18 protein-coding genes and 1 other RNA gene are annotated in these 23,541 nt (G+C 62.3%); 11 read left to right on the top strand and 8 right to left on the bottom strand.

Features of this window, described 5'->3' with window-relative positions; all coding sequences use genetic code 11:
• Positions 1–44: 44 nt before the first annotated feature.
• Both F7R11_RS13835 and F7R11_RS13830 read right to left on the bottom strand, forming a co-directional pair.
• A complete protein-coding gene (locus tag F7R11_RS13835; RefSeq protein WP_064804440.1) occupies positions 45–677 on the bottom strand; it encodes a LysE family translocator in 633 nt (210 codons plus the stop codon).
• A 117-nt stretch (positions 678–794) separates the two neighbouring features.
• Positions 795–1,220, bottom strand: coding sequence for a universal stress protein (locus tag F7R11_RS13830; protein ID WP_021195561.1), 426 nt, complete (start codon positions 1,218–1,220; stop codon positions 795–797).
• Between the two features lie 424 nt (positions 1,221–1,644).
• Between F7R11_RS13830 and F7R11_RS13825 the strand changes: the two genes are divergently transcribed.
• The gene (locus tag F7R11_RS13825; RefSeq protein ID WP_064804438.1) at positions 1,645–1,992 is read left to right on the top strand and encodes an RcnB family protein; all 348 of its coding nucleotides are present in this window, start codon (positions 1,645–1,647) and stop codon (positions 1,990–1,992) included.
• Positions 1,993–2,588: 596 nt separating this feature from the next.
• On the opposite strand, the gene F7R11_RS13815 is transcribed toward F7R11_RS13825, so the two are convergent.
• The 5 genes from F7R11_RS13815 to ubiG all read right to left on the bottom strand — a co-directional run bounded on the left by F7R11_RS13815 (position 2,589) and on the right by ubiG (position 9,663).
• Complete coding sequence (locus F7R11_RS13815; protein ID WP_064804436.1) at positions 2,589–3,662, bottom strand: porin; 1,074 nt, start codon at positions 3,660–3,662, stop codon at positions 2,589–2,591.
• Between the two features lie 325 nt (positions 3,663–3,987).
• Positions 3,988–4,345, bottom strand: a transfer-messenger RNA (tmRNA) gene (gene ssrA / locus F7R11_RS13810).
• 31 nt (positions 4,346–4,376) lie between these two features.
• A complete protein-coding gene (locus F7R11_RS13805) occupies positions 4,377–8,147 on the bottom strand; it encodes a DUF748 domain-containing protein (RefSeq protein ID WP_064804434.1) in 3,771 nt (1,256 codons plus the stop codon).
• Between the two features lie 113 nt (positions 8,148–8,260).
• A complete protein-coding gene (locus F7R11_RS13800; protein WP_064804430.1) occupies positions 8,261–8,950 on the bottom strand; it encodes an HAD-IA family hydrolase in 690 nt (229 codons plus the stop codon).
• Positions 8,947–9,663 carry a bifunctional 2-polyprenyl-6-hydroxyphenol methylase/3-demethylubiquinol 3-O-methyltransferase UbiG gene (ubiG, locus tag F7R11_RS13795; protein WP_064804428.1) on the bottom strand — a complete coding sequence of 239 codons (717 nt, stop codon included), beginning with the start codon at positions 9,661–9,663 and terminating at the stop codon, positions 8,947–8,949. Before ubiG ends, F7R11_RS13800 begins: the two co-directional genes overlap by 4 nt.
• Before the next feature lie 162 nt (positions 9,664–9,825).
• Between ubiG and F7R11_RS13790 the strand changes: the two genes are divergently transcribed.
• Positions 9,826–10,317, top strand: a complete 492-nt coding sequence (locus tag F7R11_RS13790; protein ID WP_021195526.1) for an outer membrane lipoprotein — start codon at positions 9,826–9,828, stop codon at positions 10,315–10,317.
• A gap of 182 nt (positions 10,318–10,499) precedes the next feature.
• Here the strand turns inward: F7R11_RS13790 and ompA are convergent, their stop codons facing one another.
• Positions 10,500–11,153 (bottom strand): outer membrane protein OmpA, encoded by a 654-nt coding sequence (gene ompA, locus F7R11_RS13785; RefSeq protein WP_021195525.1) that lies wholly within the window; start codon positions 11,151–11,153, stop codon positions 10,500–10,502.
• A 432-nt stretch (positions 11,154–11,585) separates the two neighbouring features.
• On the opposite strand from ompA, the gene gyrA reads away from it, so the two are divergent.
• The 9 genes from gyrA (at position 11,586) to rpsA (ending at position 23,507) form a co-directional block, all read left to right on the top strand.
• On the top strand, positions 11,586–14,252 hold the full coding sequence (gene gyrA / locus F7R11_RS13780; protein ID WP_064804426.1) for a DNA gyrase subunit A: 2,667 nt from the start codon (positions 11,586–11,588) through the stop codon (positions 14,250–14,252).
• Between the two features lie 128 nt (positions 14,253–14,380).
• Positions 14,381–14,941, top strand: a complete 561-nt coding sequence (locus F7R11_RS13775; RefSeq protein ID WP_021195523.1) for a DUF2059 domain-containing protein — start codon at positions 14,381–14,383, stop codon at positions 14,939–14,941.
• A gap of 124 nt (positions 14,942–15,065) precedes the next feature.
• Positions 15,066–16,202, top strand: a complete 1,137-nt coding sequence (gene serC / locus F7R11_RS13770; protein ID WP_064804424.1) for a 3-phosphoserine/phosphohydroxythreonine transaminase — start codon at positions 15,066–15,068, stop codon at positions 16,200–16,202.
• Between the two features lie 87 nt (positions 16,203–16,289).
• Positions 16,290–17,405 (top strand): prephenate dehydratase, encoded by a 1,116-nt coding sequence (pheA, locus tag F7R11_RS13765; RefSeq protein ID WP_064804422.1) that lies wholly within the window; start codon positions 16,290–16,292, stop codon positions 17,403–17,405.
• Positions 17,406–17,501: 96 nt separating this feature from the next.
• A complete protein-coding gene (hisC, locus tag F7R11_RS13760) occupies positions 17,502–18,626 on the top strand; it encodes a histidinol-phosphate transaminase (RefSeq protein WP_064804420.1) in 1,125 nt (374 codons plus the stop codon).
• 87 nt (positions 18,627–18,713) lie between these two features.
• Positions 18,714–19,610, top strand: coding sequence for a prephenate dehydrogenase (locus tag F7R11_RS13755; protein WP_031329548.1), 897 nt, complete (start codon positions 18,714–18,716; stop codon positions 19,608–19,610).
• 26 nt (positions 19,611–19,636) lie between these two features.
• Positions 19,637–20,941 (top strand): 3-phosphoshikimate 1-carboxyvinyltransferase, encoded by a 1,305-nt coding sequence (gene aroA / locus F7R11_RS13750; RefSeq protein ID WP_064804418.1) that lies wholly within the window; start codon positions 19,637–19,639, stop codon positions 20,939–20,941.
• 27 nt (positions 20,942–20,968) lie between these two features.
• Complete coding sequence (gene cmk / locus F7R11_RS13745; protein WP_064804416.1) at positions 20,969–21,655, top strand: (d)CMP kinase; 687 nt, start codon at positions 20,969–20,971, stop codon at positions 21,653–21,655.
• 163 nt (positions 21,656–21,818) lie between these two features.
• A complete protein-coding gene (gene rpsA / locus F7R11_RS13740) occupies positions 21,819–23,507 on the top strand; it encodes a 30S ribosomal protein S1 (protein WP_021195516.1) in 1,689 nt (562 codons plus the stop codon).
• Positions 23,508–23,541: the final 34 nt, after the last annotated feature.

Raw genomic sequence — 23,541 nt, 5'->3', positions numbered from 1 at the left:
GACGGTGAGGACGGTGCGCCGCAGTGACGGTGCAGCGGCAGAGCTTACTTGCGTGCTTCCATCGCCATGCGCAGCGCCAGGCTGGTCAGCACCGTCCCCATCAAATAGCGCTGGATCGACAGCCAACTCGGCTTGCGCGACAGGAATGCCGCAATGCTGCCGGCGGTGGCCGCAATCATCGAATTGACGGTCACGCTCACGCAGATCTGTGTGACGCCCAGGCAGACCGATTGGACCAGCACGCTGCCATGCGACGGCTCGATGAACTGCGGCAGCAGCGACAGATAGAGCACCGCCACCTTTGGGTTCAGCATGCTGGTCAGCAAACCCATCGTGTACAGCTTGCGCGGGCTATCCACCGGCAGTTCACGTACCTGGAACGGCGCGCGGCCGCCCGGGCGCACCGCCTGCCAGGCGAGGTACAACAAGTAGATCGCCCCGCCAAAGCGCAGCGCATCGTAGGCAAACGGCACCGCCATCAACAGCGCCGTGATGCCAAATGCTGCGCACAGCATGTAGAAGACGAACCCGGTGGCAATGCCCATCAGCGAGATCAGCCCCGCATTGCGCCCCTGGCAGATCGAACGTGAGATCAAATAGATCATGTTCGGGCCGGGCGTCAGCACCATGCCGAGCGCGACCAGGGCAAAGGTGAGCAGGTTGGTGAGGGTGGGCATGATGAAGCCTGCGAGCGGAGAAAAGATGAGCTTGCAGGCTAGCACCCGGTGGGAATGGCCCAACAGGTACAGAAGTCCTAGAAATTGACGGATTCTGTATTGGTCCGGCAGAACGCGTTACCGCACCAGCGTCACCGGAATCGACGACAGGCGGATCAACCGGTTGGACAGCCGGCTCGACATGAGCGAACCGACGGCGGTGCGCCCGGCTGTGCCCATCACGATCATGTCGCATTGGTTGGCGGCGGCCATTTGCGCAATGGTTTCAGCGACGCGCCCGATCTTGACCTGCGCGGTGTAGTTGGCGCCGGCATCATCCAGGATGCTGCGTGCCGGGCGAAGTGCCTCTTCCCCGCTTTGTTCTTCGAGTTTGCGCAGCATCTCCAGCGGGTGGTAGGCGCTGGCGCGGCCGCCCTCGATCGGCTCCTGCACGTTGAGCAGCACGATGTCGGACGCGCAGCGATCCCGATACAGGAAGGCTGCATGGCGCACGGCATCCAGCGCATGCCGGGAGCCATTGACGGGGACGAGGAGTTTGAGCATTGCGCGTTCCTTACACGTTGAGCGGGCGGCGGCAGGCTGGGTCGGGTTCGCCTGTGGTGGCCGGGCAGGGCCGCTGTCAGGGCATGCGGCCTGATTTCGTTATACGGATCGCGCCGCAAAGATGGTGTAAAGAGATCGCCCGCGGTGTAAAGAACGCGTAAACAGGGGGAGCACGCCGTGTGGCGCGTGCAGATATGGCGTGAGGTACTCAAACAGGATGAAGTGCCCGCCGCACCAGCACGAACGCCAGCGGCAACACCGGCACCCTGATCCCCACGAAGACCGCGCCACTGCGAGCCGATGAGTGACGCCCAATAATCTTCCGTTACATCCTTAACCGTGTTCGTCACAGCCTTAAGGCACCCTCAAGCCTAGACTGCAAGCAAGGTCCGGCGCTGACCGGACGTTCCATAGGAGAAGGTCGATGCAGAAAGCCAAGATTTTGACTTCCTTGATGCTGGCGGTCTCTGCGCTGGTGCCGCTTGCGAGCCACGCACAAGGCCATGACCGCGATCACGATCGCCGCTGGGATCGCGACCGCCACGAAGAGCGTGTGGATGTCGACCGCCGTGCCGACCGCGAGATGGCTCACCGCTGGAACCGTGGCGAACGGATTCCGCCCGAGTACCGCGATCGCCAGTACATCGTCGATGATTGGCGTGACCACCACCTGGCGCCGCCGCCGCGCGGGGCTCACTGGATTGGCGTCAACGGCGGCTACTATCTCGTGCAACCGAGTGGTGTTGTCCTCAACGTGACCATCGGCGGATAACACGCACCTTCGTTGATCAACAAAAAACCCGCGACTGCGAAAGTGTCGCGGGTTTTTCTTTGAGCCGTAGCAACGTCAATCGCGTGTGTGGCGGGCGGGGGGCTTCTGGCCACTTCGTCCACCTCACCTGAACGCACTGTTTGCACAACGTGGGTGGGCTGGTCGCACTGATCGGTTTGACTTCTGTTCTCGGCCCTGCCTGGGTTGCTGCACTACGCTGGGTTCTCCGCCATCAACCACGGCCTCGCCATGCTGGCGCTACTGCCGCTGTTGTGTTGGCCGCCCTCATGAGCCGAAGCCGACGTGAGGCGCCAGCCCAACTGCGCCAGCGACACACTGACTGCGCTTCGATACGGTGGGCTGCTCGATGTCGTGCTGCGTTAGGCGTTAGCGGCGCACGAGGTTGCCCGCTTGTATCGGATCGCAGGGGAGATGTGCAGAAACAAAAAGAGGCCGATCCAAGCATGAAGAATCGGCCCAACGAGCCCTGCAAGGAGGCAAGGTCGATATGAACGTGGTGTCGTCACGCCGCGGCCTCGTAAGGGAGGTGCAGGTGACGACGATTTGATGATGCGCCGTCCTCCGGCGCGTACGGCTTAGAAGCGGTGACGCAGGCCGATCGTGGCGCCGGTCTGGTTCTCGCCCGCAGCAACGAAGGTCGAGCCCGAGCCGCTCAGGCCCTGTGTCGAACCGTTCTTGTTCTTCGCGTAGCCGATGTTCAGGTAGACATCGGTGCGCTTGGAGAAAGAGTAGTCAGCCGACAGCACGAACAACCACGGATCCGCGCTCGAGTTGCGGTTGTCCGTGTAGTACGCAGCACCCGTCAGCACCAGGGCCGGCATGACGCGGTACTGGCCGCCCAGCCAGTAGACATTGGTGCGCGTGATGGTGGCCGTGGCGCTGGCCGTACCGTCGTCACGCAGCCAGCGGAAGCCGCCGAACACCTTGGCATCGCCAAAGGCATACGAAGCCCCGATCGCGGCGCGCTTGGCGCTGCGATCCTGCAGCGCCACGGTGGCACCCTGGTACTGGTCATACGCGGTACCGATCGAGAGATTGCCTGCGGCATAGGCGAAGCCCAGGCCGTAGTTGCGAGCCACCTTCGGTGCGCCCGGCACTTCGCCGTTGTTGTCGCGGCCGAAGCTGTAGAAGCCGATGGCGGTCAGCCCGCCAAACTTGCCGGTGTACTTGATGGCGTTGTCAGCGCGGCCATTGAATGCCGAGTCGACGGCAGCCAGCGAGTAGCGCGGGTTTGCGCCCATCGGGTCATAGGCGCCGAACAGGTCGTACAGCGCGGTCTGCTGACGGCCCAGCGTGACGGCACCAAAGTCGCCCTGCAGGCCAGCGTAAGCCTGGCGGCCGAACAGGCGGCCACCCTGGGCCGACATGCCGGTGTCGAGGTCGAAGCCGCTTTCGAGCGTGAAGATCGCCTTCAGGCCGTTGCCGAGATCTTCCGTGCCACGCAGGCCCCAGCGCGAACCGCTCAGGTTGCCGGCGTTCATGCGGACAGCGGTGTTGCCGCCGGCGCTGTTGCCCGGCACGTGATTGATGGCTTCGATGCCAATGTCGGCCAGGCCGTACAGCGTGACGCCAGATGCGGTTTGGGCGAGTGCCCCGGAAGCGCCACAGGCTGCGGCGATGGCGGTCATTGCGAGGAAAGCTTTTTTCACTGTCTATCTCAACGTATGTTCGGGTGAAAGGATGTCGCCGCCATCGACCAAGCGCGCATGGCATGAGCGCATTCGCCCCCCCTGGTGTAGCGGCAGGACGCAGGCTATTGATGGCACGTGAAATTTCGTTGGCGTACTACTAGCAATTCGTAAGCGACTCGCAAGCGCCGTCCGCATTGCGTCAACAGTAGGAGGGCAGGGAGATGGCTGGCCACGCCTGATGCGGGCAGAGATGTTAGCTGCGGGCTGGGCAACAAAAAACCCCGCAGAGCCAAGCCCAGCGGGGTTTCATTGCCAAACGTCGAAGACGTTTGAGTGCGGTGTTTGGTGGAGCCGGCGGGAATCGAACCCGCGTCCGCAAGCCCTCCACAGAGAGTTCTACATACTTAGTTCTGTCATTTGATTTAACCGCCGCATCGCGGACGAACACGCTCTACGACGGCGATTCACTAGGTTTTCGTCTCTAGGCCCGTGACTCACCTAAAGCTTATCTGACGTAAATGACCTCGCTAGTCTTGCGACCCTAGCCCGTCAGCGAGCCAGTGCGAGGACGGCGGCCCTTAGGCTGCCAGTGCGTAACGTTCGTCGTTAGCAGTTATTGCATTCCCATTGATTAACGAGGTGACGGGTCCTCGGTATGCCCTCCACTGCTTCGCAACCCACGTCGAAACCAGGTCGGCCCCAGAGAAGAAGATGGATTATCCCATAGATGGGCTACTTCAGCGCGAAATCAACCCGGGTGGTCTTGCCTTTGTCCTTGATGCCCTCGGCGCTGAGCTTGGGCGCCACCACAAAGAGGCGCCCCGGATCCACGCGTTCGGCCAGCGCCACATGCACGGCGTTGGCGCGGCGCTGGGCAAGTTCACGCAGGTCCGCATCGGTCACTTGCACGTTGGTCTCCATCAGCTTGCGCATTTCTTCCGGCGGCAGCGATTTCGCCAGGCCGATCATGTTGCGCGGCTTCGGAAACTTGGCGGCCTTGTAGGCGCGCTCCAGGTATTTGTTCTCTTCTTCGGGCTTGACGGTGGTGTCGGCCTCGGCGGCGTCACCGGCATCCTTGAGCTTCTGCTCGCGGATCTGGCGGTTCACGGCTTCGCGGCGCAGGCCGTCGCGGTCGAATTCCGGGTCGACGCGGCCGATGATGTCCACCTTCAGTGCCGGGCGGTCTTTGAGCGCGGTGGCCAGCTTGTCCATCTTGGCGACCGACGCCTGGCTGATGGTGGACGTGCCCGGATCAAACTCGATATAGCCGAGCTCTTCACCGCCGCTGCCGCCAAATGCGCTGGCGAGCAGCGAGAACGGGGCCGTCACCGCACGCACGATCAGGTTGACGAGTGCGCGTACGACGATGCCGCCGACGCTGAACTGCGGATCATCGAGCGAGCCCGAGACCGGCAGGCGCACGTCGATCTCACCGCGTGAGTTCTTGAGTAGCGCTACCGCCAGCCGCACGGGCAGGTTGGTCGCGTCCTTGCTCTCCACGCGATCGCCGAAGGTGAGCTGGTCGATGAAGATATGGTTGTCGGCGGTCAGCTTTTTCTGGTCCAGCAGGTAGTGCAGGTCCATCGTCAGCTTGCCCTTGGTGATCGGGTAGCCAGCGTATTTGGCGGAGTAGGGCGTCAGGTTGGTCAGCTCCACGCCGTCGGCCTTGGCTGACAGGTCCACAAAAGCGGTGGGGGCGAGCGGGTTGATCTTGCCGTGGATGTCCACCGGCGCGGTGCCGTCGACACTGCCGCGCAATGTCACGTCGGCCGGCGTCTGGTTGGCGGCGGTGCTGATCGTGCCCACCGAGCCGCCAATGGCCGTCAGGTTGGCGGTGTAGTTGGGTTTGACGAAGTTGTCGGTAAAGCGGATGTTGCCGTCTTGCAGTGTGATGGCATCGATGCGCAAGTCGGCGCTGCCGGCCTTGGGCGCCGTGGCTGCAACTGCCGATGCGGGTGCGGCCGCCGGTGCTGAGGCCGCAGCTACGGCCACTGGCGCACTGGCGACGGGGGCGGTAGCTGGGGCAGAAGCCGCGGCCGGCTGCGCTTGCGTGAGCGAGCGGCGCTCCTCATCCGATTGCACGCGAATGTCCTGCAGGTTCAGGCGTCCGTTCGGGTTGATGATGATCCGCGCATAGAACGTCGACAGCGCCACCGCGCCCACGCGCACACGCGGCGTGTTGCCGTCGTAGTTGGCCTGGATACGGTTGAGCGCGAGCGAGCGCCAGCGCAGGAAGTCGTCAGAGGTCACGCGGTCTTGCAGGCGCACGTTGCCCAGCGTGGCGTTGCCCTGATAGCTGACCGTCAGTGCCTTGCCCTGGTTGAGCACCAGGCGACCATCCATCGTCAGCAGCGCGCTGGTGATGGCGGCGTTCAGCGCCTTGTCGAGGTACGGGTCGAAGCCCGCCAGCGACAGGTTCTGCGTGTTCACGCGCAGATCGGCCTTGAGCGGCTGCGGCACCACGTCGCCGCGCACATCCAGCTTGCCCTTGCTGCCCAGCCCGGCGCCAATCTGTACGTTGACAGGCTTGCCGAGATCGGTCGATGCGTTCTGCACGACGACGTTCAGCGGTTCAACGCGCACCTTCACCGGGTGCGCGTTGGTCTGGTCCTCAAAGCCGACGGCGCTGTTGTCCAGCTTGAACGTCTGCACGGTCACGGCCCAGGGTTTCTCGGCCGATGCGTTTGCCTTGGGTTTGGCCGGAGCGGCAGCGGGTTTGGCAGCAGCGTTGGGGGCGCCGTCGAGCAACGTCAGCGTGGTCGTCCCGTCTTTTTTGCGCAGCGCATCGAGCTGCAAGCCATCGGCACGCACTTCGTTCAGTGCGATCGTGCGGGCGGCCAGGTCGAAGCTCTTTACGTCGGCACGCAGCAGCTTGGCGCGCAGGGCCGTGTCCTTGCCCGTAGGTGACGCCATCGCCAGCTCTGTCAGGCTGGCCGTCAGCGGTTCGGCGCGCACGTTGAATTTGTCGGCACCGAAGTCGAGCGCGACCTTGCCGTCTGCCGACAGCGCACCGTTCTGCAGTTGCGGCGCACCCGCCTGGCGCAGATACGGCCCGATGCCGGCCAGCTTCACGCTGTCGAGCTTCAGCTCGAGCTCGCCATTGTTCTTCTCCAGCGATGTGTTGCCCTTGACGTTGAGCGTGCCGCCTTGGGACAGCTTGGTCCCCACGTCAAACGTGATCGGGCCACCCAGCGTGCGCACGGCTACGTCGCCGTGCAGGTCTTCCAGCGTGAGGTCCGCCGCCGGCTGCGTGGTGGCATCGCGCCAGTGCACGGTGCTGTTGGCCAACTGTAGTTTGCTGACGACGACGTCCAGCGGTTTCGGTTTGGCGGTGGGCTCCGGTGCGGCAGGCTTGGCCTCCGCCGGTGCCGGCTTGCCACCCAGTTGTGCGAAGTTGATCGACCCATCGGCGGCGCGCACGGCATCCACACGTACGCCGTCGAGCGTCAGGGCATCCAGGTGGAATACGTTGTCGAGCGGGCGCACGTCGGCCAGTGTTGCACGCACTTGCTTGGCGGCTACGAGCGGCGCCTTCTTGGCGTCGGTCACTTCCAGGTTGTCCAGGCCGGCCGTGCCGTGCACGCGCAGCACTGGGGCGCCCGTCTTCGGCTTCTGGAAGTCGATCGTCAGGTCAGTCGTCAGCTTGCCCTGTGGCACGGCCACCGGCAGCGGGCCGGGTACGTAGCCGAGGTAGCGGGGCAGTTCCAGACCGTCGAGCTTAATGTTCAGGTTCGATTCCAGTGAATCGGAAAATGGCTTGGTCTGGCCCGCAAAATGGAGCGGGGCGCCGTCAATGCGCGCGGCCAGCAGGGGCTGCACGAAGATATTCACGTCAGCCGGCAGGCTCGCCAGGAAGGGCACGCCGATCTGCAGGTTGTCGACCTTGTGCTGTGCGCCCAGCGGTTGATCGACAAACTCGATCGCGCCGTTGGTCAACTGCAGGTTGGCAAATACGAAGCGCGCCGGTTCGGTCGACTTGGGCTTGGGCGGGTTCTCCGGTGCAGAGAGCCTGTCGACGATGTCGGAGAAGTTGAAGCGCTGCTCGGCGGTGCGCACGATATGCACGCGCGGCGCATCGATGCGCAACTCTTCAATGACGGGGGCACGGCGGAAGATCGAACTCCACGAGGCATTCACGTGGAGGTGGCCGACGTCGACGAATGGCGCCTTGCCGTCGCGCTCCGCAATGTGGAGCTGGTCAACGTCGAGTCGCAGTGTGTACGGGTTGATGCTGATCTTGCCGACTGTGACCGGTCGCTCCAGAACCTTGCTCAACTGCGTCTCGGCCAGGTGGTGCAGCAGCGGTGGTCCACCCAGAGCGCCCAGCAGGCCGAACACCACCAGGAACATCAGAACACCCAATCCGATGCGCTTGGTGCGCCGCGACGTGCCCACCTGCGCGGCGCGTTGCCACCCAGCTGTGCCGCGCACACGCTCAAGCTGCGCACGCCAGCCGTTGGACTTCGATTGCAGGTCGGGACGCGAATCGGGGGAGGTGCTCATGCTGGTGTCGGTCCGGCCACGGTGTGGCGTACTTCGTCAGTCGGTCGACCGCCGCGTCCCATGTGGAAGGCGGCGGTCCTGAATAGTGCTGGGCGTTGGCCCTGGCACCGTGCTCAAGCGCGTTGGGACGCGAGCAGCAGCGGAATCAGCTCGGCGGCGTTGGCGATCAACGCATCTGCGCGCCATTCCGAGGGCGGCGGCCCATTACCACAATAGCCGTAACTGGCGGCAATGGTAGGCATGCCGGCGGCACGGCCGGCTTCGATGTCGCGCACGTCGTCGCCCACATAGACGATCTGACGGGCATCCACGCCAATAGATTCGGCCGCATGCAGTAGCGGGGCGGGGTGGGGTTTCGCGTGCGGCGTGGTGTCACCTGCAACGACGCAGGCCGGCGGCACCGGAAACGTCAACTGAGCGACCAGCGGCACGGTCAGCCTGCCTGACTTGTTGGTGACGATGCCCCACGGAATGCCTACGCGGCCGAGTTCGGCCAGCACGTCTGCCATGCCGGGGAACAGCGTTGTGCGCACGCAGATTTCCGCCTCGTAGTTGGCGAGGAATGCCAACCGCAGCGATTCGAATTCCGCATCCTCCGGCCCGATGCCGAAGGCCACGCCGAGCAGTCCGCGCGCACCGTGTGAAGCGACGGGGCGCAGCGCTTCATAGGTCAGCGGATCCAGGCCGCGGTCGGTGCGTACTTTGTTGGCCGCAGCCGCCAAGTCTGGCGCAGTGTCGGCCAGCGTGCCGTCCAGGTCGAACAGCACCGCGCCCAGCGGAGCCGGAAATTTGGCTGCCGTCATGCGTTGCCCGGACGGCGCGTGGCCATCAGATAGTTGACGCTAGTGTCCTGCTTGAGGGCGTAGCGTCCGGTGATCGGGTTGTATTCGAGCCCGCGCATCTGCTCCGGCTGCAAACCTGCTTGGCGTGTGAACGAGGCAAGCTCCGACGGGCGGATGAACTTAGCATAGTCGTGCGTGCCGCGCGGCAGCATGTTCAGCACATATTCCGCACCGATCACCGCCAGCAGATACGCCTTGGCGTTGCGATGGATGGTCGAGAAGAACACGTGGCCGCCCGGTTTGACCAGGGTCGCGCAAGCGCGCACAACCGACGCCGGATCGGGCACATGTTCGAGCATCTCCATGCAAGTCACGACGTCGTAGCTGTCGGGTTCACGTGCCGCGAGCGCTTCTGCCGCGATCTCTTCGTAATCGACGGCAACGCCCACTTCCAGGCTGTGCAGATCGGCAACCCGCAATGCTTTGCGTGATAGATCGATGCCTTTGACGCTGGCCCCGACACGCGCCATGCTCTCGGAGAGGATGCCGCCGCCGCAACCGATGTCGACAACGCGCTTGCCCGCCAGCGGCGCGATGGATTGAATCCAGTCGAGGCGCAGCGGATTGATTTCGTGCAGGGGTTTGAACTCGCTGTTCGGGTCCCACCAACGGTGAGCGAGTTCGCTGAATTTTTCGAGTTCGCCGGGATCGGCGTTCGCGTGAGTGGTCGTCATGTTGCGCTGCGCCTGGGTATAACGGCTAGGTGAGGAAATGTACCAAAAAGCGCCGCCCCAACCAAATCGAGCGCGCCGGGAAAAAAGGTTTCACATTGAAACAAAGGTGAACGAACGCGCATGCGTTTTCTCCAACCGTCACCTTCCCTCAAGGAGAGATCAATGAAATCCAAACAGATACTGGTGGGACTCGGCGTTGCGGGCCTGACGGTGCTGGCGGGCTGTGCCGCACCGGGGTACGGTGGCGGTTACGGTGGCGGTGGGTATGCTCCGCCTCCCGCCTATGGCGGTCAGCCGCAACAGCAGCCGGGCGCGTTGTACGGCCGGGTCGAATCGATCCAGCCGATGCAGGCGCCAGTTAACAGCCCAGGTATTCTGGGCACGATCATTGGTGGTGTGGCGGGCGGTATCCTGGGTCACCAAGTTGGCGGTGGCACAGGTAACACGGTCGCCACAATTGGCGGCGCAGCGCTCGGCGCTTATGCTGGCAATCAAGTGGAGCAACGTGCTGGCGCGGGCGGGCAAACGGTATACCGCATCAGTGTGCGGCTGGACGATGGCCGCGTAGCAACCGTTACGCAGAAGAACCCGAATAACCTGCGCGTGGGTGACCGCGCCATGGTCGCCAACGATCAGGCGACGCCGTCTTACTAATAGAGAAGGACGAATGGGGTTACAGACCCCAGAGAGCCAAACAGCGGTGGCGCATGGGCGTCACCACTTTTTTGTTGCCTTGGCCGTTCGCGAATCGATAAGCCAACCAAGCCGTAACGCTAGGCGTGCAGGCAAAAAAAAAGCCCAGCTTTCGCTGGGCTTTTTCTTCGGTGGAAACCGAATTACTTCTTGGTGCCGACCACTTCAACGTCAACACGACGGTTCGGTTGCTGGCAGGCGATTTGTGCCTTGCGAGCGCCCTTGCACGACTTCGGATCAACCTTCAGCTGGCGCTTGCCCTTGCCTTCCGTGTAGACACGGTTGGCTTCGATGCCCTTGCTGACCAGGTAGCCCTTGACGGCTTCAGCACGACGGACCGACAGGCGGTCGTTGTACTTGTCCGAACCGAACGAGTCGGTGTGGCCAACGGCGATCACGACTTCCAGGTTGATGCCTTGCAGCTTCGAAACCAGGTCGTCCAGCTTGGCCTTGCCTTCCGGCTTCAGCACAGCCTTGTCGAAGTCGAACAGCGTGTCAGCAGCGAACGTAACCTTCTCGCTGGTCGGAGCAACTGCTGCCGGAGCGGTCGGGGTAGCAGCCGCCGGAGCAGCTGCCGGAGCCAGGGCGCCGTCGCACTGAGCGTTGGCCGTTGCCGGCGTCCAGAAGCCATTGCGCCAGCACAGTTCGTTCGTGCCGTTCTTCCAGACCCACTCGCTCGTGCCGTTACCCCAGTTGTCGTTGACGGCCTTCTTTTCGTAGGGCACCGACTGAGCGTAAGCGGACGCAGCCATGGCTACCGCAGCTGCAGCGAACGCGAGCTTGGCAAATTTTTTCATATTTCTCCTCTCAGGATGAGATCACCGCAGAAGACTGCGAGCAGATGGGACGAAAACAAGTCATACATTCTTCGGAGTGTAGCATCCTCGATGTAGCGAATTCGCCACTTCGAACAATGTCTGCCTCTTCGCTGGGGGATTGTGCCACAAGCACGCACTCCTAAAAAGCAAATATAAGCGATTCCAACGGGGCACCATGGCCTTGTGGTGTGTACGCAACAAGGCGGAAAACTGCTCGCAAACCCTTGTGGGGACTGGGTCGCGGGTTTTGGTCACATTCGCAGGGAGCGTGCCCGGGTTGATGATGCGTCGCTCGCCCGTATAAGGGGGAGGGGGCTTGCGGCATGGTAAAATGTTCTGTTATTCGCGCAACCGTAGCGCCTTGTCGTGCTCACCTCGGTGAGTGCTGCCGGGCCTCCCATCGTTCGCCCAATGGATCAATTCGCCAAAGAGACACTCCCGGTATCGCTTGAAGAGGAAATGCGCAGTTCGTACCTCGCTTACGCCATGAGCGTGATCGTGGGCCGCGCCCTTCCAGATGTACGGGATGGTCTCAAGCCGGTGCATCGTCGTGCGTTGTATTCAATGCACGAGCTGAACAACGACTGGAATCGCCCCTATAAGAAGTCTGCTCGTATCGTCGGGGATGTGATCGGTAAATATCACCCCCACGGTGACACTGCTGTATACGACACGATCGTGCGGATGGCGCAGAACTTTTCGCTGCGCTACATGCTGGTCGATGGCCAGGGCAACTTCGGTTCGGTCGACGGCGACAACGCCGCAGCCATGCGGTACACCGAAATCCGCCTGTCGAAGATTGCCCACGAACTGCTGGCCGACCTTGACAAGGAAACCGTCAATTTCGAGCCGAACTACGATGGCAGCGAAAGCGAGCCCTCGGTTCTACCGGCGCGTATCCCGAACCTGCTCGTTAACGGTTCGTCCGGGATCGCGGTCGGTATGGCGACCAACATTCCGCCGCATAACCTGAATGAGATTGTCGACGGGTGCTTGCATCTGCTGAACAATCCGGAAGCAACCGTTGATGAGCTGATCGAGCTGATCCCGGCGCCGGACTTCCCGACGGCCGGCATCATCTATGGCATCTCGGGCGTGCGCGAGGGCTATCGCACCGGCCGCGGCCGTGTGGTGATGCGCGCCAAGACGCACTTTGAGGATATCGATCGTGGCCAGCGTCAGGCGATCATCGTCGACGAGCTGCCTTATCAAGTTAACAAGCGCACGCTGCTTGAACGCATTGCCGAGCTGGTGACGGAAAAGCGTATCGAGGGCATCTCCGACATCCGCGACGAGTCGGACAAGTCCGGCATGCGCGTGGTGATCGAACTCAAGCGCGGCGAAGTGCCGGAGGTTGTGCTCAACAACCTCTATAAGAATACGCAGCTGCAGGACACGTTCGGCATGAACATGGTGGCGCTGGTCGACGGCCAGCCGCGCCTGCTGAACCTGCGCCAGATGCTGGAGTGCTTCCTGCTGCACCGCCGTGAGGTGGTGACGCGTCGCACGGTGTTCGATTTGCGCAAGGCGCGCGAACGTGGCCACATCCTGGAAGGGTTGGCCGTTGCGCTGGCCAATATCGACGAGTTCATCGCCATCATCAAGGCTGCGCCGACGCCGCCGGTTGCCAAGGCCGAGTTGATGAGCCGCAGCTGGGATTCGGGTCTGGTGCGCGAGATGCTGTCGCGCGCCGAGGGCGAAACCGCCGGTGGTCGCGACGCTTATCGTCCGGAAGGTTTGCTGCCGGCGTTCGGCATGCAGGGTGACGGCCTTTACAAGCTGTCGGACACCCAGGCGCAGGAAATCCTGCAGATGCGTCTGCAGCGACTCACTGGGCTGGAGCAGGACAAGATCGTTCAGGAATACCGCGAAGTGATGGCGCAGATCGCCGACTTGCTGGATATCCTGGCGCGTCCGGAGCGCATTACTGCCATCATCGTCGAGGAACTTACCGCCATCCGCGCGGAGTTCGGTGATGAGCGCCGCTCGCAGATCGAACACAATGCGACCGAGTTAGATACAGAAGACCTCATTACGCCGCAGGATCTGGTGGTGACGCTGTCCCACAGCGGCTATATGAAGAGCCAGCCGATTTCCGAGTACCGCGCGCAGAAGCGTGGCGGGCGTGGCAAGCAGGCTGCTGCCACGAAGGAAGACGATTGGATCGACACGCTATTTGTCGCCAACACGCACGATTACATCCTCTGCTTCTCGAACCGCGGCCGTCTGTATTGGCTGAAGGTGTGGGAAGTGCCGGCAGGCAGCCGCAACTCGCGTGGTCGCCCGATCGTCAATATGTTCCCGCTGTCGCCGGGCGAGAAGATCAACGTGATCCTGCCGGTCAAACAGTTCGATGAGCAGCATTTCGTGTTCATGACCACCTCCAAGGGCACGGTCAAGAAGACGGCGTTGACCGATTTCTCGAACCCGCGTAAGGCCGGCATCATCGCAGTGGACCTGGATGAGGGCGACTTCCTGATTGGCGCTGCCATTACCGATGGCCAGCACGACGTGATGCTGTTCTCGGATGCGGGCAAGGCCGTGCGCTTTGATGAGAACGATGTGCGTCCGATGGGTCGTCAGGCGCGCGGTGTGCGCGGCATGAACCTGGAGGATGGTCAGCAGGTGATCGCCATGCTGGTGGCGCCGGCTGAGACTGAGGCCGAAGGTGAGGGTGCTCAGACGAGCATCGGTAGCGTGCTGACGGCTACCGAAAACGGCTACGGCAAGCGTACGCCGATCTCGGAATACACCCGTCACGGCCGCGGTACCAAGGGCATGATCGCCATCCAGACCTCCGAGCGGAACGGCAAGGTGGTCGCCGCCGCGCTGGTGGCGCCGGAAGACGAAATCATGCTGATCACGACTGGCGGCGTGCTGATCCGCACCCGTGTGGACGAGATCCGCGAAATGGGCCGCGCTACGCAGGGCGTCACGCTCATCAATGTGGGTGAGGGCAACAAGCTGTCCGGTCTGCAGCGTGTGGTGGAGTCCGACGCAGAAGGTGATGAAAGTGTGGATACGCCAGATGCCGCACCGGACGCCGATGCACAGTCGGATGACAGCGCCGAGTCATAATTGGAAACAACTTTTGCTTGCCGTTGCGCACAGTTCTGGTCATGATGCCGGACCTGTGCGCGGCAGGGGCTGGAACTTTTGCGTCACTCGCCCGGCCTAATCGCAACGCTTATTTCAAGGGAGCAACAATGCACAAGAGTCTCAAACTCAAACATCTGATCGTGGTGGCTGGTTTCGCTCCGCTGTTTGCTTTCGCCCAGGCTGGCGATGCTGACAAGACGGCTGCCATCAAGGAACTGCTGACGACGATGAACGTCGACGCAGCCATCAAGGGTCAGGGTGAAGTGCTGGAAAACGGTGCCAAGCAGGAAGCCCCGCTGGTGCTGGAGCAATCGCTGGTCGAGAACAAGTCGCTGAACGACAAGCAAAAGCAGGCTGCTGTCGACAAGCTTAAAAAGAATGGCGCTGTGCAGCGCATGACCGACGGCGCCGGCAAGGCGTTCGAAACGGATGCCTTCCGCAAGGATGCTCTGCAAGCACACTACGATTCGCTGGGCAAGTACTACTCGACCCAGGAAATCAAGGATCTGACCACGTTCCTGAAGACGCCGAGCGGCCAGAAGTTCATGGCTAACCAAGGCAAGGCCATGCAGGAAGTGTGGGGCAACGTGATGCAGAAGTACGGTCCGCAAGTCGGCAAGGCAATGCGCGACATGGCTGACAAGGAAGTTGCCGCTGCTTCGAAGTAATTGATTGGCGTAGGCGGGCGATCGGGGCTGAGTTCCCCACCTCGCCCCGTCGTGCCGCCAGTTGGTGGATAATGGCTGTTTGGGTTCACGCCCAGACAGCCATTTTTCTTTTGCCCTCCCTCTCATGAGCCAAGCCGATCTCGCCATCCAAGCCAGCCAGGCACGTGTCTATAATTTTTCGGCCGGACCGGCGGTGCTGCCGGCTGAGGTGCTGCAGCAGGCAGCGGACGAGATGCTGTCCTGGCAGGGCAGCGGCATGAGCGTGATGGAGATGAGCCATCGCGGTCGCGAATTTGAGAGCATCCTGGCGCAGGCCTTTGCCGATTTGCGTGAGCTGCTGGCGGTGCCGGACAACTACGAGATCCTGTTCCTGCAGGGCGGTGCGATTGCCGAGAACGCCATCGTTCCGCTGAACCTGATGCGCCGCCTATCCGTCGATGCGCCCAAGGCGGACTACGTTGTCACTGGCACGTGGTCGGTGAAGTCGCAGCAGGAGGCGCGCAAGTACGGCGAGGTGAACATCGCCGCGACCTGCGAGGCCGAGCGTTTTCACAAGATCCCGGACGTCTCGAGCTGGAAGCTCTCAGATGACGCGGCCTACGTGCATCTGTGCACGAACGAGACCATTGTTGGCGTGGAATTCCAGGAAACCCCCGACATTGGCCAAGCGCATGGGCGCGTGGTGGTGGCCGATGTATCGAGTCACATTCTCTCCCGGCCGATCGACTGGGACGGCTATCAAGTCCTGTACGGCGGCGCGCAGAAGAATATCGGCCCGGCCGGCCTGACGATCGCGATCGTGCGCAAGGATCTGCTCGGTCATGCGCACCCGCTGTGCCCGTCGGCGTTCAACTGGCGCCTCGTGGCAGAGAACGGCTCGATGTACAACACGCCGCCCACGTACGCGATCTACATCGCTGGGTTGGTGTTCCAATGGATCAAGCGCCAGGGCGGCGTTGAAGCGCTGGAGACGCGCAATATCGTCAAGTCGAAGATGCTGTACGACTTTATCGACGCCAGTAGTTTCTACCGCAACGAAATCCATCCGACGTGCCGTTCGCGCATGAACGTGCCGTTCTTCCTCAACGATGAGTCCCGCAACGAGGCGTTCCTCACGCAGGCACGCGAACGCGGTTTGGTGCAGCTCAAGGGCCACAAGTCCGTCGGCGGCATGCGGGCGAGCATCTATAACGCAATGCCGCTGGAAGGTGTGGAAGCGCTGGTCGACTTCCTGCGTGACTTTGAGAGGGCATCCGCCTAAGGCATTCGCCCAACCACAGCAGAACATTGCGCGAAGCGCCTGCTTTGCGCGGCAATTTGCAATCCATTGCCGAACCCGATTCCTACAATGACCAGTCAGTCAGACGATACAAAGCAAAACAAGGATGCCGCATTGGCGGCGGAGTTGGCGCCCTTGCGCACGCAGATCGATTCGATCGATAACCAACTGCTTACGCTGCTCTCCGACCGCGCCAAGGTGGCGCAGGAAGTGGGCGAGGTGAAGAAGCGCTATTCGGCGCCGGCGTTCCGACCGGACCGTGAGTTGCAGGTCATCCGCAAGATGCAGTCGGGCAATGCAGGCCCGCTGCACGATGAGAGCATCGCTGCCATCTGGCGTGAGGTGATGTCTGCGTGCCGCGGCCTGGAGCAAGCGCTGCGCATTGGCTACCTCGGCCCGACGGGCACGTTCACGGAACAGGCGGTGTTCGCCCACTTTGGGCATGAGATTCAGCCAGTCCCGTGCCCGAGCATCGACGAGGTGTTCCGCGCGGCGGAATCCGGCACGGTCGATTGCGGTGTGGTGCCGGTCGAGAACTCAACGGAAGGCGTCGTGTCGCGCACGCTCGATCTGTTCTTGACGACGTCGTTGAAGATCAGCGGCGAGATTGCGCTGCGGGTGCACCACAACCTGCTGCACAAGACTGACGACATGTCGAAAGTCAAGGTGGTGCGTGCGCATGCGCAGGCGCTGGCGCAGTGCCAGCGGTGGCTGAACACGAACTATCCGAACCTGCCGCGCGAGGCCGTGTCGAGCAATGCCGAAGCTGCGCGCATGGCAGGTGAGGATGAAACCGTCGCCGCGCTGGCAAGCGTGCAGGCGGCCAATCGCTACGGCCTGCATGTGGTGCGCGCCAACGTGGAAGACGATCCGCACAACCGCACGCGCTTCGTCGTGATCGGCAACTATGAAACGGAGCCGAGCGGGCGTGACCAGACGTCGCTGATCCTGTCGGTGCCGAACGAGGCCGGCGCGGTCTACAAGCTGCTCGCGCCGCTGGCTGAGAACGGCGTGTCGATGTGTCGCTTTGAGTCGCGTCCGGCGCGCAGCGGTGCGTGGGAGTACTACTTCTACGTTGACGTGGAAGGCCATCAGCGTGACCCGCAAGTGGCGCGCGCGCTGGAAAAGCTGCGTCATGACGCGGCGTATTTCAAAGTGCTGGGGTCCTACCCCTCGGCACGCTAACGGGAACGAGGCAAGCCGGCGCTGGTTTGCAGCGCTCCCGAGGGATTCAAAAACGCGTCTCGCACGGGCGAGGCGCTGATACCAAAGGAGCACCCCATGTCTTTGCAGTTCGGTCCGGAGTACGTCCGCGCCATCGCCCCCTATGTAGCCGGCAAGCCGATTTCCGAAGTGGCGCGCGAGTTCGGTCTGGATGCCGCGCGCATCGTCAAGCTGGCATCCAACGAGAACCCGTTGGGCATGCCGCAATCGGCCAAGAACGCGATGGCTGCAGCCATTGACGAACTGGCGCGCTATCCGGATGCCAATGGCTTTAGCCTGAAGGCCGCGCTGCATGCCAAGTTTGGTGTGCCCGAAACGTGGATCACGCTGGGCAACGGCAGCAACGACATCCTTGAACTGGCGGCCCGCGCGCTGGTGGAGCCGGGGCAGGGCGTGATCTACGCGCAGCACTCGTTCGCCGTGTATGCGCTGGCGGCACAGGAGGTTGGCGCGCGTGCCATCGAAGTGCCGGCTCGCGACTATGGCCACGACCTCGACGCGATGGCTGCGGCCATCACACCGGACACGCGCCTGATCTTCATCGCCAATCCGAATAATCCGACCGGCACATTCCTATCGGCGAGTGAAATTGCTGCGTTCCTGGCCAAGGTGCCGCCGACCGTCGTGGTTGTGCTGGACGAGGCCTACAACGAATTCCTCAAGCCCGAACAGCAGTACGACTCGACAGCCTGGGTGCGCCAGTATCCGAACCTGCTGGTGTCGCGCACGTTCTCGAAGGCGTATGGGTTGGCTGGCCTGCGCGTGGGCTACGGCATCGCGCAGCCGCAATTGACTGATCTGCTCAACCGCATTCGCCAACCGTTCAACGTGAACAGCCTGGCACAGGCTGCTGCCGTGGCTGCGCTCAATGACGCGGAATTCCTGCGCGAATCGGCGGAACTGAACGCTGCGGGCTACGTGCAACTGACTGAAGCGTTCAATCGCCTCGGCCTGCAGTACGTGCCGTCGTCGGGCAACTTCGTGCTGGTGCGCGTGGGGGACGACAGCAGCGCGGGCGCCCGCGTGAATATCGCATTGCTCAAACAGGGCGTGATCGTGCGTCCGGTCGGCAACTACGGTCTGCCGCAATGGCTGCGCATCAGTATCGGTCTACGCGAAGAGAACGCCACCTTTATCGAGGCGCTGGAAGTGGCGCTGGCGCAGGAAAAGGCCGCCGCGTAACTTCTGTTGGGACCACCGCGCGGGCATCGGGCGCTGCGCACATCGGGCTACAATGCCGCTTTGCTTTTTTTCTGGCAGGGCGGTGTTGTGGCCTCTTCTTTTTCCAGTTCCCGGTTGGTGATCGTCGGTGTTGGCCTAATTGGCGGTTCACTGGCGTTGGCGTTGCGCCGCGCGGGTGTGGTCGGGCAGATCGTGGGTGTCGGGCGGTCGGCTGCGTCGCTTGAAGCGGCAATCCGGCTGGGCGTGATCGACGAGGCGCTGCCGATGGAAGAAGCCGTGCGCGGCGCCGATATGGTCGTGCTCTGCGCGCCGGTGGCGCAAACGCTGCCGCTGCTGCTCGCCATGCAGCCACACCTGGGGCCCGACACCATCGTCACGGATGCCGGCAGCACCAAGTCCGACGTCATCATGGCCGCCAAGACAGCGCTGGGTGATCAAGTCAGCCAGTTCGTACCGGCACATCCGATTGCCGGCCGCGAGTTGAATGGCGTGGAGGCAGCACTGGCTGATCTCTACGTCGGCAAGAAAACCGTGCTGTGCCCGCTGCAGGAAAACCGCCGTGTTGATGTCGCCCGCGTGCAGGCAATGTGGGAAGTGGCGGGCGCACACTGCCACATCATGTCGGCCGTGCAGCACGACGCGGTGTTCGCGGCGGTCAGCCACTTGCCGCACGTGCTGTCGTACGCGCTGGTCGCACAGATCATCAATGCCGAAGACGGCGCGCTCAAGCTCGATTTTGCTGGCGGCGGTTTCCGCGATTTCACGCGCATCGCTGCTTCGTCGCCCGAGATGTGGCGCGACATCTGCTTGTCGAACCGCGAAGCACTGCTGCGCGAGTTGAACACCTATGAAGCCGTGATCGGCCGCCTGAAGACGATGATTGCCGAGCGCGATGGCGCCTCGCTTGAGCGCGTGTTCCGCCGCGCGAGCGAAGCACGCCTGGCTTGGCCGCAACGCGTAGCGCCAACTACGCAACCCGAATAACGTTTTGTTTTGAACTGACTGGATTCATGGAACATCTCGACGTCGGTCCGCTGAAGGCGGCGCGCGGCACTATCAAGCTGCCGGGCTCGAAGAGCATCTCCAATCGCGTGCTGTTGTTGGCTGCGCTCGCGCGGGGCGAAACCGTTGTGCGCGAATTGCTGGATTCTGACGACACGCGTGTCATGCTGGCTGCGCTCGACAAGCTCGGCGTCTCGGTCGAGCGCCTGGGCGATAACGCTTACCGCGTCACCGGCACCGGCGGCCGTTTCCCGAGCAAATCAGCGGATTTGTTCATGGGCAACGCCGGTACTGCCATCCGCCCGCTGACGGCCGCGCTGGCACTCCAAGGCGGTGAGTACACGCTGCACGGTGTGCCACGCATGCACGAACGACCGATCGGCGATCTGGTCGATGGTTTGCGCCAGGTTGGCGCGCGCATCGACTACACCGGCAACGAAGGCTATCCGCCGCTGGCGATCCACGCCGCGCCGGTCAAGATCGAGGCGCCCATCCGCGTGCGCGGCGATGTGTCCAGCCAGTTCCTGACCGCGCTGCTGATGTCGCTGCCGCTGGTCGAGTCCGCGGGCAACGTCACCATCGAAGTGATTGGTGAGCTGATCTCCAAGCCCTATATCGAGATCACGCTGAACCTGATGGCGCGCTTTGGCGTGCAGGTCGAGCGTGACGGTTGGGCGTCGTTCTCGGTGCCGACCGGCGTCGCCTACAAAGCGCCGGGCGAGATCTTCGTGGAAGGCGATGCCTCGTCGGCGTCGTACTTCCTGGCGGCCGGCGCGCTGGGCGGCGGGCCAGTGCGCGTGGAGGGCGTCGGCATGTCCAGCATCCAGGGCGACGTCCGCTTTGCTGACGCACTCAACCGCATGGGTGCCAACGTCATGGCCGGCGACAACTGGATCGAAGTGCGCGGCGTCGAGCGCGACGACGGCAAGCTGCACGCGGTCGAGTTGGATTGCAACCACATCCCCGATGCGGCGATGACGCTGGCTGTGGCCGCGCTGTTTGCCGACGGCACCACCACGCTCACCAACATCGCAAGCTGGCGCGTCAAGGAAACTGATCGCCTGTCCGCCATGGCCACCGAACTGCGCAAGCTCGGCGCCGAAGTGGAAGAGGGTGCCGACTACATCCGCGTGACGCCGCCGTCGCAATGGACACCGCCTGCCGGCGGCATCGACACCTACGACGACCACCGCATGGCGATGGCCTTCTCGCTGGCCGCGTTCGGCCCGGTGGCGGTGCGCATCAACGACCCGCGCTGCGTCGCCAAGACGTTCCCGGACTATTTCACGGCGTTCAGCGGCATCACCATCTGAAACGCAATTAACCACCAGCAATACATCATGTCCGACGCCACTGCTTCCACGCCGTATCCGGTCATCACCATCGACGGCCCGACTGCGTCAGGCAAGGGTACCGTCGCCCATCAGGTCGCTGACTTGCTTGGTTTTCACCTGTTGGATAGCGGTTCGTTGTACCGCCTAGTGGCGCTCTCCAGCATGCGGGAGAACGTCGACGACCACGACGTGGACAGCCTCGTACGCATCGCCAGCACGCTGGATGTGCGCTTCAAGGCCGATCACATCTGGCTCAAGGGCGAAGATGTGAGCTTGGCGTTACGCCACGAATCTGTCGGCAACCAGGCCTCGGCGATTGCCGTGCACGGTGCGGTGCGTGAGGCGCTGCACGCACGTCAGCGGGCATTCCTGGAAGCCCCCGGCCTCGTGGCCGATGGCCGCGACATGGGCACGGTGGTTTTCCCCGAAGCGGTGCTCAAGGTGTTCCTCACGGCAAGCGTGCAGGCACGCGCCGAGCGGCGCTATAAACAATTGATTGCAAAGGGTTTTTCTGCTACAGTGGAAAGTCTTTCGCAAGACTTGGAAGCACGTGATTTGCGGGATCGCACCCGCAGTGTCGCGCCGCTACGTCCGGCGCAAGATGCGCGGCAACTGGATTCGTCCGATATGACGGTCGATGAAGTGGTTGCGCAGGTACTGGACTGGTACCGGCAGGTGCAGGGCGCCAATTAGGAAAACTAAGAGGCAAACTGACTCGGCTGTGCTGGTCCGATCGGTGCCGGTGGCATGTTGTCACTGGCGGTTGTTCAACTCGTAACCCCGCATGCGCGTGTCTTCGCCAATTCGTCATTGAGCGAACGCTCTGCGAGGCATGTTCTGCGGATGCCTATTTTTTATGTCCCAAATTAACGAATCTTTTGCCGCCCTGTTCGAAGAGTCGATCGCCAAGTCCAATATGAAGGCTGGCGAAGTGATCTCTGCGGAAGTTGTGCGTATTGACCACAACTTCGTCGTTGTGAACGCGGGCCTGAAGTCTGAAGCATTTGTTCCGGTCGAAGAATTCCTGAACGACCAGGGCGAGCTGGAAGTGCAAGTCGGCGACTACGTTTCGGTCGCAATCGACGCACTGGAAAACGGCTACGGCGACACCATCCTGTCGCGCGACAAGGCCAAGCGCCTGGCTTCGTGGCTGAACCTTGAGAAGGCACTGGAATCCGGCGAGATCATCTCCGGTACCGTGACCGGCAAGGTGAAGGGCGGCCTGACCGTCATGGTCAACGGTATTCGTGCATTCCTCCCGGGTTCGCTCGTCGACGTGCGTCCGATCAAGGACACCACGCCGTACGAAGGCAAGACCCTCGAATTCAAGGTCATCAAGCTGGACCGCAAGCGCAACAACGTTGTGCTGTCGCGCCGTGCCGTGGTTGAAGCCACGCTGGGCGAAGAGCGTCAGAAGCTGATGGAAACGCTCAAGGAAGGCGCGATCGTCAACGGTATCGTCAAGAACATCACCGACTACGGCGCGTTCGTGGATCTGGGTGGCATCGACGGTCTGCTGCACATCACCGACCTGGCATGGCGTCGTGTGCGTCACCCGAGCGAAGTGCTGTCGGTTGGCCAAGAAATCACCGCCAAGATCCTCAAGTTCGACCAAGAGAAGAACCGCGTCTCGCTGGGCGTCAAGCAACTGGGCGAAGATCCGTGGGTCGGCATCTCGCGTCGTTACCCGCAAGGCACCCGCCTGTTCGGCAAGGTGACCAACCTGACCGACTACGGCGCGTTCGTTGAGATCGAAGCCGGTATCGAAGGCCTGGTCCACGTGTCGGAAATGGACTGGACCAACAAGAACGTGGCTCCGTCGAAGGTTGTCCAGCTGGGCGACGAAGTGGAAGTCATGGTTCTGGATATCGACGAAGACAAGCGTCGTATCAGCCTGGGCATGAAGCAGTGCAAGGCCAATCCGTGGGACGATTTCGGCCGTAACCACAAGAAGGGCGACAAGCTGTCGGGTCAGATCAAGTCGATCACCGACTTCGGCGTGTTCATCGGTCTGCCGGGCGGCATCGACGGCCTGGTGCACCTGTCGGACCTGTCGTGGCAAGAGACCGGCGAAGAAGCCGTTCGCAAGTACAAGAAGGGCGACGAGGTGGAAGCCGTTGTGCTGGCCATCGACATCGACAAGGAACGCATCTCGCTGGGTATCAAGCAGCTGTCGGGCGATCCGTTCAACAACTTCGTGTCGACCAACGACAAGGGTTCGATCGTGCAAGTCACGATCAAGGCCGTTGATCCGAAGGGCGCCGTGGTGCAACTGGCTGACGACGTGGAAGGTTACCTGCGTGCCTCGGAAATCTCGAGCGACCGCGTGGAAGATGCCCGCAACGTGCTGAAGGAAGGCGAAACGATGACCGCGATGATCGTCAACATCGATCGCAAGTCGCGCAACATCAACGTTTCGATCAAGGCCAAGGACAGCGCCGACCAACAAGAAGCGATGCAGAAGTTCTCGGCGGATACCGGCACGGCTGGTACCACGAACCTCGGCGCGCTGCTGAAGGCCAAGCTGAACGAAACCAACCAGTAAGCATCCACCGGGTCGACCCTAAAGAACGACGAGG

The organism is Ralstonia insidiosa (genome assembly GCF_008801405.1).
Taxonomy (GTDB): Bacteria; Pseudomonadota; Gammaproteobacteria; order Burkholderiales; family Burkholderiaceae; genus Ralstonia; species Ralstonia insidiosa.
Note: the sequence above shows the minus strand (reverse complement) of the source record. Positions and strands in the feature narration are given on the sequence as shown.